9 protein-coding genes are annotated in these 10,110 nt (G+C 58.8%); 3 read left to right on the top strand and 6 right to left on the bottom strand.

Annotation, left to right across the window (positions count from 1 at the left end; genetic code table 11):
• On the bottom strand, window positions 1-210 hold a 210-nt coding region (locus AB3N21_RS06705; RefSeq protein ID WP_367934487.1), incomplete at its 3' end, for a hypothetical protein.
• Window positions 197-874, bottom strand: a complete 678-nt coding sequence (locus AB3N21_RS06700) for a response regulator (RefSeq protein WP_367934486.1) — start codon at window positions 872-874, stop codon at window positions 197-199. The genes AB3N21_RS06700 and AB3N21_RS06705, both read right to left, overlap by 14 nt.
• Window positions 875-1,032: 158 nt before the next feature.
• On the opposite strand from AB3N21_RS06700, the gene AB3N21_RS06695 reads away from it, so the two are divergent.
• Window positions 1,033-1,479: a CBS domain-containing protein gene (locus AB3N21_RS06695; RefSeq protein ID WP_367934485.1), complete on the top strand. Its 447-nt coding sequence runs from the start codon at window positions 1,033-1,035 to the stop codon at window positions 1,477-1,479.
• A 73-nt stretch (window positions 1,480-1,552) separates the two neighbouring features.
• Window positions 1,553-2,950 carry a TrkH family potassium uptake protein gene (locus AB3N21_RS06690; protein ID WP_367934484.1) on the top strand — a complete coding sequence of 466 codons (1,398 nt, stop codon included), beginning with the start codon at window positions 1,553-1,555 and terminating at the stop codon, window positions 2,948-2,950.
• 96 nt (window positions 2,951-3,046) lie between these two features.
• On the opposite strand, the gene AB3N21_RS06685 is transcribed toward AB3N21_RS06690, so the two are convergent.
• The 4 genes from AB3N21_RS06685 to AB3N21_RS06670 form a co-directional block, all read right to left on the bottom strand.
• A complete protein-coding gene (locus AB3N21_RS06685; RefSeq protein WP_367934483.1) occupies window positions 3,047-3,400 on the bottom strand; it encodes a roadblock/LC7 domain-containing protein in 354 nt (117 codons plus the stop codon).
• Window positions 3,401-3,580: 180 nt separating this feature from the next.
• On the bottom strand, window positions 3,581-5,011 hold the full coding sequence (locus tag AB3N21_RS06680; protein ID WP_367934482.1) for a dynamin family protein: 1,431 nt from the start codon (window positions 5,009-5,011) through the stop codon (window positions 3,581-3,583).
• A 20-nt stretch (window positions 5,012-5,031) separates the two neighbouring features.
• A complete protein-coding gene (locus tag AB3N21_RS06675; protein WP_367934481.1) occupies window positions 5,032-7,062 on the bottom strand; it encodes a dynamin family protein in 2,031 nt (676 codons plus the stop codon).
• A gap of 1,203 nt (window positions 7,063-8,265) precedes the next feature.
• Window positions 8,266-9,768, bottom strand: coding sequence for an ABC-type transport auxiliary lipoprotein family protein (locus AB3N21_RS06670; RefSeq protein ID WP_367934480.1), 1,503 nt, complete (start codon window positions 9,766-9,768; stop codon window positions 8,266-8,268).
• A gap of 42 nt (window positions 9,769-9,810) precedes the next feature.
• Here AB3N21_RS06670 and AB3N21_RS06665 point away from each other — a divergent pair, with 42 nt between their 5' ends.
• Window positions 9,811-10,038 (top strand): hypothetical protein, encoded by a 228-nt coding sequence (locus AB3N21_RS06665; protein WP_367934499.1) that lies wholly within the window; start codon window positions 9,811-9,813, stop codon window positions 10,036-10,038.
• Window positions 10,039-10,110: the final 72 nt, after the last annotated feature.

Below are 10,110 nucleotides of genomic sequence, written 5' to 3'. Positions count from 1 at the left end.
ACGTTGAAGCGAGGGTCCGCCCGCGTCCAACAGAATTTCATGCAGCAGGTACTCCTCTTCGAGAATTTCCGCCTTCAGGTCTTTAATGAGCGCAGCTTCCACTTCCAGATAGGCAAGAAAACCCGAAACAGCGAGGATCACCGATGTCACTACCGTCGCGTATATGGCGGTTCTGAATGGTGCGCCCGAAAAAATGCTACCGCGGTCCATGCAAGCTGTATCCAATGTTTCGAATGGTGTGCAGCAGCGGTATATCAAAGGGCCGGTCAATCTTTGCCCGAAGGCGGCTGATGTGCGTTTCCACCACGGTTGAGTTGGGGTCAAAGCTGAAATCCCAGACCTGCTCGAGCAGCATGGTTTTCGTCACCACACGGTCTGAGTTGCGCATCAGGACCTCCAGCAATGAAAACTCGCGCGGCAACAGTTCCACAACTTCTCCCTGCCGCTGCGCGGTGCGGGACAGCAAATTCAGCACCAGATCATGCACTCGGAGTTCCGTGGTCTCGCCATTATCGGACTGGCGTCGGGTTAGCGCCTGTATGCGGGCATGAAGCTCGGAAAAATGAAAAGGCTTGACCAGATAATCATCCCCTCCCGCCAACAGGCCCTCGACGCGATCATCGACGTCCCCCAGGGCCGTCAGAAACAGAACCGGTGTCTGGATTTTGGCCGCTCGCATTGCTTTCAGCACCGAAAGCCCGTCCATGCCCGGCATCATCCGGTCAAGGATGGCCACATCGCACTCGCTGTAAAGACAGAACTGCAATGCATCGCGGCCGTCCGCCACCACTTCCACGCTGAAGCCATGCTCTCGCAGGCCGTCCCGGATGTAGTCGGCCGTTTTCTTGTCGTCTTCGGCGATAAGCACTTTCATAGAGATTGCTCCTGCTGCTTCTTGGGGAGCATGGCCTGATCCCGGCAGGTTATAACCGGCCTCGCACGGTTGTTGACCTTACAAATTTGTAAGGCCCAAGACAGGTCTCTGCAAACCCACTGTTCCACGTTGCCGACGCACAAAATCAGGGGCGTAGTATGACGGTCCACAGCATCAGAAGGACGCCGATTGGCAGCAAGTCATATTGCTCACGGAACATGACTGTCATTCAGGCGGCGCATCGCATCGCGGAGCTTGATGCCAACGCTCTTGCTGTCATCAGCGAGGACGGAGACGTCGAAGGGATCATCACGGATCACGACATCATCCGTGCTATTGCAAACGGCAATATGCGGCTCGGCAAAACTCCGGTCGAAGCCTGCATGTCCGCGCCGGTCATAACCTGCGATGACTCCACCCGGTTGTCGGAGGCACTCAAACTGATGGGCAAACACAGGATCAGGCATCTTGTGGTTGTTAGTAATGGTGCATTTGTGCGGCTGCTCACGATCAAGGATCTGCTCGAAAAAATCCACGAAGACAAAGAGCTTGAATTCAATGTCCTGCGTGACATGGCCATGGGGAGGATGGTGCAGGCGGAGTAACCGCCTGCACGTTCCCCGGCCCTGAATGGACCTGCGCCCAATCGGGAACATCATTGGTTGTTTGGTGGCGGTCATGGGTGCGCTCATGCTGTTATGCGGCACACTCGACGGAACAACCGGAGACCAGCCCGGACATACCTTCATCCTGCTCGGGGTGCTAACGATGTCGCTCGGCGTTGCGACTGTTTTGGCAACATCGAACCCTACACACCGGTCCCTCGACAGGCGGCAGTCCTTCCTGCTGACGGCGCTGGTGTGGATCATTCTTCCGGTCTTTGGCGCGTTGCCATTTGTCGTTGGAGTGCCCCACGCGTCGCTGACAGACGCCTATTTCGAGTCCATGTCCGGCATGACAACCACAGGTTCGACCGTGTTTCAAGGACTGGACGCTATGCCAGCGAGCGTGCTGCTCTGGCGCGGCATCCTGCAATGGTTGGGTGGGCTGGGAATCGTCATTGTCGCCATGATCTTTCTGCCGATCATGCGCGTCGGCGGCATGCAGTTCTTTCTGACCGAAGGGTTCGACACGCATGGCAAGATCCTGCCCCGCGCATTGGACATCGCGCGATCGCTTCTGGCCGTTTATGTGGCGCTCACGCTTGCCTGTCTGCTTGCGTATCTCGCCTTTGGCATGAGCCTGTTCGATGCGCTGGTGCACGCGCTGACGACAATCTCCACAGGCGGTTTCTCGACCAGTGACCAGTCATTCGCGCGGTTTACTGGGACGCTCGAATATGTGTCTGTAGTCTTCATGGTACTGGCCAGCCTGCCGCTGATCCGGTTCGTCCAGCTTGGGCGTGGCACGCCCGGTCCACTGCTCTTGGATACGCAGGTCCGCGCCTATCTAAAATGCATTATCTCTGCCTGCCTGATGCTGGTCCTTTATCGGGGCGCCACTAGTGACGCCAAACTCACCGATATCGTCCGGGAAACCATATTCAACCTTGTCACACTGATTTCCGGCACCGGCTATGCGAGCGAAGACATCACGGAATGGGGCAGCTTTGCACTGGTTCTGGGTGTCCTGATCGGATTGGCCGGAGGCTGCACCGGCTCCACCGCCTGTTCAATCAAGATCTTCCGATGGCAGGTGTTGTGGTTGGCTATCCAGTCCCAACTCAGGCAGTTCAATCACCCCAACGCGGTTGCCGGTCCCAAATATGGCAAGCGGGCGCTGAGCGCAGATGTCGTGACATCCGTTGCGGCTTTTTTTACCTTCTTCGTCCTGACCCTCGGGCTGATCGCAATCGCCCTCTCACTTACCGGTCTGTCCCTCCGGACTTCGGTAACCGCGGCCTGGACTTCGGTCGCCAATATTGGCCCGGTTTATGGTCAAGAGGTGGGCGCTTCGGGGTCTTTGGGAGCTCTGCCGAGCCCTGCAAAATGGATCATGATCCTCGGAATGTTGGCCGGACGGCTGGAAATCCTGTCGCTTTATGTGCTTTTCACCCTCGTATTCTGGGTGATTTAAATCGGTTGGGCCGTGCCTACGGCAGGCCATCCGCCCCGGAAAACGGTCCGCCACCCGATCAAAAGGCGAAGGACCGTTCCAGAGGGGCAGGTTTGATCAGATGCTCAAACCGGATTCCACGGCCTTCACCTGGATACGGGCGAGACCGAGGTTCGCGGTCTTTTTGTCGAGCGCCGCATAGATGAACACGGTCGGGTTTTTGTCCAGCGGCCGGATCAGGTGGTATTGCTTGCCGAGCGTGATCAGGATGTCCTCGATCGAGTCGTTCAGCCCCAGGGTTTCGATGGCGGCCAGCTTGGCCCGTACAACCTCGACGTTGGCGGCACCTGCAGCTTCGAGGTCGAGCTTGCCTCCACCTTCGGATGCCAGCATCAGGCCGGTTTCGCTGTCGACAAGACAGGCGCCGATCAGACCCTTGATTTCACTTAGTTTCGAGATATCCGTTGACATAAGTTTCTCCTTTGCGTCTTCGGTTTTGGTTGGCGGTTTCGTGAGGAGTTGTTCGGTCGGTTCAGGCGCAATTCCCGGGACAATCACCACATGTGTCTGTGTCCAGGCAAAGTCGCGGCCGAACTTTTGCCAGAGGGTCTTCAGCCCTGTTTTTTCTCGGGTCATGGCGTGATCGAACCGTTAGCATCCGGCTCCGGCGGGTGGGTGAGATACGGGGTTTTGGCCCAGCGATGCATCGGAGATGCCGGCAAGCTCGTACAAAAACCGATCCACGATCTGGGCCAGTTCGCCAGTTCCTGGGATGTTGCTGCGTTCGGCCTGAACCACGGATCGGATTCGGTGGACACTGTTTGCGTGCAAAGCGTGATTAGTAGGTCCTACAGAGTTTTCTTTCGCACTCGAGGCACCCATTGCGATCCGATCTTGCACGCTTTCCTCTTCTGCCCCGGCCTCCGACACGCCGGGATGCGGGTTATGCCGAGCGTCCGCCCGCGCATCGGGATTTTCCTTGCCTGCGACGCGACGGGCGCGAGGAAGTGGACGGTTTCTGAGGTTTGATATCTTTGCAAAGAGTTTGTCCGCCAGGATGTCGTCAGGTGATTTCGCAAGTGAGGATTTCTGCGAAGAAGCACTAGCTTGATCTATGGAACGGCTCTCAGCAAACGTTCCCTCAACGGCCTGTTGGGTCAGCGCCAACAGTGCCTCCGTTTCCGCCTCACTCGGTCGCGTCGCGCGACGTTTGAGTGCGCCATCGACGCGGCGCGGCACAACCTTTTCTTGGCTGTCAACAACGGACAGTGTTGCAGGTTTTTGGGGCTCGGCACGGCATTCATAGCGGCCCAGCAGGTCAAGACGGTGTTGAACCGCGCTATATATGCTTGAATTCAGGCTTTGAAAAAACTGTGCGCCGCCGCTCTTGCGCCAGGCTTCCGACGTCTCGCCAGCCGTTTCACGCGCCCGTTGCGCGTTTCTGGCCGACAACATGATGGCATGCCCGAAAAGCCCCTCGGTCTCGCGTTGCACACGCCGCGCAACTTTACTTCGGTCCAAGGGCGTGGTCAGCTTGTCGGCGCGGGTCACTGCAAGGATACTGTTGCGCTTCAAGCGCGGAGGCAAAGAAGACCACAGGCTTTTCTCGGAACTTCTCCAGGCCTGCGTTGCATGGGTGCACCAAACCACGAAACTGGCATATCCCACGGCTTCGATCCAATGATCCCGAGCCAGATTGGGATCCGAGATTCCGGGCATATCCATAAGATCGCAAAACTTGAGTATCGCGGCGTCGGAAAACACGCGAATAAATCGGGTCTCCGCAATGGGGATGGCGTCAATGGCGTTCAGGTCCACGTCTGAGCGGGTGCCGTCTCGACCGACGCGATAGGCGTCACCCTGCCCATAAGACAACCAGACCGGAGGTAATTCTGTGGCCGTTACCCGGGTGGGCAAAACGTCGCGCTCCAGCATGAAGTTGAGCAGGGTCGATTTGCCCGCGCTGAACTCTCCCATCAGAGCGACAACTGGCTTGCGCCGTGCCCAGCGTGTCAGGCGGTCCATTTGTGCTGGCGTGACGGCGCGGCGTTTCGGCTTTTCAGCCAAAGACATGGTATTCATCTCGATCTCCTTGGATGGCCCTAGGCGGCAAGGCGTTCCAGTGTTTCCAGAACGTGCCCGAGGTTGGTCTGTGCCGTCTGAAGCTCTTGATCCCCGAACGTGGTTTTCAGTGTTTCGGCGCTGATCTCGCCCAGATCAGCGATGCGGAACAAAGTGGCCGTGTGATCGTCAAAGAACGTCCGAAGGCCATTGCGAGCCTCGTCCAGCGCGGTCGCCACCTGAGTTTCGTCGAGTTCGGAAGTGATCGTGTGTACCTCGTCGGCGATCAGGCGGCGGTATTCGTCCACATACGCTTCGTACCCGCGCCGGGCCTGCCACCAGCGGCGCCACCACGAGCTGTGCAGATCAAGCGCGATCGTGCGGGCCAGAATGACAGGCGGCCTGATCCCCGGCGGAGCCGGGGGCTCGATCCGGAAACCGGTCAGGGTGTTGCGGATGGCTTCCTGGTAGATGTCTGCGACGCTGACGGCGGCGCCCGCAAACAAGGCCCCGACATCCGCCTTAACGTTGCGGCCGAACCTGGCATAGGCTGCCCGCAGCTTCATGCGGAGGCTGTTTGGTTCGCAGCTCCAGGTGCCGGTTTCGCCATAGCTGTTGAGCTGTTTCAGAAGCGACTTGATCGTAAGATCGACAAAGCCCGCTTCTGCCCTACTACTGCGGTCGTGGAAATCCTGATGGATGGTTTCAGTCAGCGATGTTAGCTGGGCGTCGTATCGCGCCGCCACTTCGGTTATGCGGTCCTTGATGTGCTGCCCGTCGACCGCAATCTTGGCGTCCTGAGCAAGATGCATTCCCGCAGCCGCAGACGTGGCGCGGGCCTGATTCGCAATGTTCGTTGCCTGATTGCGCACCTCATCCAGCAACCGCTTGCCATCGCCGGATGCTGCCCGCTCGGCAATGACTCTCATCAGTTCGGGTAGGCCCGAAAGCTCCCAGACATGTGCCTGCGAATCCTCTGCATCCACCTGTTCCACATGACGGGCCCAGTCGATCAGGGATTGCTTGCTGTCCTCCGGCAGGTCGTCCAGCGTGTTCGTCAGCGCGGCCTCGGCCCATTTTGCGCTGCCAAAGATCACTTCGCAGCCGGACGGAACGCCCTGCGCCTCCAACGTCCGGGTGATGCTGGACCGGATTTCGGAAATCTGTTCGGCCGGGGCCGCCAACTCGTCGATCCGGTTCACGAACAAAACCACCTGCCGGTCGTCCAAGTTCCCGATGATGCGGACCAGAGCCATATCCATGGTGGTCAGCGCCTGCGGCGCGGACAGCACGACGACACAGATTTCGGCATTCCGGATATTGTGAATGGTGATCTGCTCACGCACCAGAAATGGATCGTTCACGCCTGGCGTATCGTAGAGTGTGACCGGCACCGAGTACTGTGGCAGATCCATGAAGACCTCTGCCGATTTGGTCAGATCGGCAAAGCGGCCCTGTTTATTCTCACCGTCACCCGGCGTGTCGTCTTCTCCCAGGCAAACATACCTCTCAAGCAGCGCGTGATCGAAGTAGTCGTACCGGTGCTTCTGCCCCAGAAGCATTTCGAAATTTCGGCCAAGGCGGCTTTTCGACTTCGCCTGCATGTCCTCGATTTGCCGCCGGATCTCGTCTACCTCATCTTGTGCCCCGGCGCGTCCGGCCAGTTCGCCAAGCCGCCCGCCCCCGGCAACCAGGGCGTCCCACTCGTCCCGATCAAAGAACTGGAAGTGGGCCCGTGCCCCGGACGGAGGCTCCTTGTTGAGATGCAGAGTTGTCACCACGGATGTCCAAGGGTTCACATCCGACGGGAGCAGGCCCGGCGATCCTGCCAGCGCATTCGCCAGCGTGGTCTTGCCCGCCTTTACCTGCCCAACGAGCGAAACGCGGGCGGAATAGTCTTTCAACTGCGACTGAAGGGCATCCACCTGCCGGGAAAGCGGCCCTTTTACGTTCGATCGCAGTTGTGCGAGCGCCACCAGGGTTTGCTCGAATGCGGCGCGCTGCTGCGCAAGGTGCCGGGTGCCAAACTCAAGCAGCTTTGCCGGGTCAGCGACATCGGAAGTGACTGACATTTGGAGGGATCCTTGCTGGTAGGGTGATGGTTTGCGCGGGGCAGATCGCGGTCATCAGGCCCGTTGGAATTGAGACAAATTTTCGGCTTCAGGGAGTGTTCAGCCGGTCGCCGGTGAAGCCAGAGGTCATATGGATCACCGCCAGCGAATCCGCCGGTTCAGGTTTTCTAGCGTGCGGTTTCCCGGGCGGTTGAATGGTGGTCGTCTCTCGCGGCCGAGACTTAAATAGTCTCTTGAACCGCCGGGCAAGTTCCTGCTTTCCCAGAGCTTGATTGCGGTTTGGCAAGAGTACCAGTCTGGCGATTATGCCGACCGCGATCTGTGACCATTCCCATTTGGGTTCTTTTGTCTGTGAAGCGGAGTGAGACCAACCTACGGAGAGACGCAAAGGCCCCCCAACAAACAAAGGAGCATCGTATTTAACCTGCATTCAGAACCTCGGACACTTAGCACGCTTCGATCACAACATGGCAGAGCATTAGCCATGCGGCAGTGGCGGCCTGTAAACATCAACCAGAAAACCCACTTAGGACATTCGCCTGTCCGGGGCTTTTCACGAAATATACAGATTTGTAAGACGACGACGGCGTAGAGCCTTATAGCCGCGTTTCGAGTTCGGGGCGGGATTATGTACTGCCGGCGTGATTGAACCACTGTTTTTTGAAGGCAGTCGTGCGGGGCTTTCCGTTCGATTTTACTCATATAAGAAGCGATTTCTTACGGCCGATTTATTTGTCTGCCTGGACATTAGAATGTTCGTCATTTTTCGAGCGTACCCAAGGCTGGGCAGAGGTACCCGTCAAGCGGGGATCTTGTCTCGGTCGCCGGTCTTTACCGGGTTTCTGGGGGCCGAACGTGGATTTTAGGCCGTCAGGGTACGACGCGCCGCGACACCATCCGAAGAAGGATGCCATTCTGCGTCACCATTACATCCGACAATCAAGCTATGCATGCCGCTGGATTTCATATGCCGGGCGAACACAAGCTGGTTTAGTGCGTCGTCAATTGCTTCCCTTTTCGGTTAACGGGCTTCGCGAGACACCGCGCGTCATTGCCGCGGAGTTGCCCGGCCTCGGATCACCGCCGACTTCCTTGTTTCTACTTGCTGCCCACGAGGAAGTGCGCCCAGGCCCCGATACAGCCCTGTCGAAGTCGGGCGGCAGGGGTACACCCGTCGCCAACCCTTTCTGCCCAACAGCGACCTTACATCGACAATGAAACCTGTCTTGCGAGCTCTGCCAAGGCCCGGGCAAGGGCTTCGGCGGTTGCGGAGGGACCTGTGCCGTTGACCGGTTTGCGAATATCGAAACGGCTTACGAACTCCCTCACAGTGCCTTCGGGCGATGAGACAGCGAACTGACCGGTAAACTCGAAGATCCCGTCAGAGCGGGCATAAACCTGGTCTACCCGCACATCCAGCCGCGCGTCCGGCCCGGTATTCAGTGGCCACGGCTCTATCGCTGCAGAAGCGCCTGTCCGTTCGTTCAGGCCGCGGGCCAGAGCCGCAGTCATGCCGCGGGCAGGATCGTCGGCCCATTGCGCACCGCCAAGCGCGAACAGAGCGCCGCCTTCGCCTTCGGCGACAATGTCCGACGCTGCGGCGTAGGAGGGGAGGGAGATCAATCGCACCTCGACCGTGCGGGATCGTAGATTCGCCACCTTCTCGCCGGGAGCGGAGAGGGCCGGAAGCCGTTCCGTGGCGGCGGCAACGGCATCAGCCGCACCACGGGCAGAGGCCATCGTGGCATTGGCGTTGTCCACCAATCCGCCTTGCCGCAGCGTCGCCAGTGTTGAGCGCATTTCGTCAAGAGCTCCGGTCAGGGCAGCAAGCAGGGCGAGGGCTTCTTCGGTTCTGATCAACGCATCCGCGCTGTTTACCAACTGGCTGGCTGAGCTGATCAATTCTTCGGCCTCCAGTGCGTTCGCTTTGGCCGCCACTGCGCGGAAGTCGTCGACCAGTGCGGGCAGTTCATCCGACACCGCGGCCAGGTTGGCGGCGGCCAGGCTACCTTGCCCAAGCGCTGCGGTCAGGTTCGCCACTGCACTGCCTTTTTGTAGCTCCGCCAGTATTGCGCGGAGATCGCCCACCACGGTGCGCAACTCACCGGGAAGAGCGCGAATTTCCGGATCCGCGACCAACGCCCGGGTGTCCTCCAACAGTGCCGCGGCGGCGGCCGGTGCTTGGCGGGTGCTTTCTGCCGAGGCCAGGTTTTCGACACTTGCAAGGGTAGCAATGGCCTGGGCCATCGGTTCTTCGACCGGCAACTCGCTGATGCGTTCAAGGGCGCCTTCGGCCGCTGCGGTGAAATCTGGTAGATCAGACGGTGCGCTGGGCAGTTCGGGATAGGGTTCAGCGCTGTGGTGGAACGATGCGGGTTCAGCCGCGTCCAAGGTCACCAGTTCGACGATCAACTCCGAACTGAACAGCCCGGCGGAGGCCAATCGGGCATGGAGCCCGCCCTCGACCGCCTGTTCGAGAAAATCTAGCAGTTCAACTTCACCCGCACCCTGGGGGAGGCCGATCAGCGACGGTTCAAGGACCAGCCTTGCAATCAGCCGAACCTCCGCCGCGTTGCTTTCGCTTTGAATATCTGCGTTCAGGCTACTGACCTCGCCAACCTTGACGCAGCTCAGTTTCACTGCGCCGCCGCTAGTGAGGCCTGCCACCGACTCGTCGAAGGCATGCGCTGTTGGTTGCAGCGGCAATCGGCCTTAGCATGGGAAAAAGGTTCAACGGAGAAATTCATGATGCCTCAATACAACGACATGTTTGAGCTTTCGGTTGAAGACATGGATCTGATCGAAACCGCGCTGCGAAATTCAGCGTCCTCTTTATCTCACAAACCGACCGGGGAAACCGACGGAAGCCGCGCAGACCGAGAAGACACTTTACGCCGCATCCACGATCTTCTGGGCCGGTTGCACGATCAGAAGATCTTTTTCCGCCCCAAAGATGGAGTTTACGTTGGCGGGTGAGACTGGCTGGCCAAGCGGCTGCCCTACGGCTGGACCTTGAATGGCGCCAGCCCCTCGCTGAAGGCTCCGAAG

This window comes from Ruegeria sp. (assembly GCF_040830605.1).
Lineage (GTDB): Bacteria > Pseudomonadota > Alphaproteobacteria > Rhodobacterales > Rhodobacteraceae > Ruegeria.
Note: the sequence above shows the minus strand (reverse complement) of the source record. Positions and strands in the feature narration are given on the sequence as shown.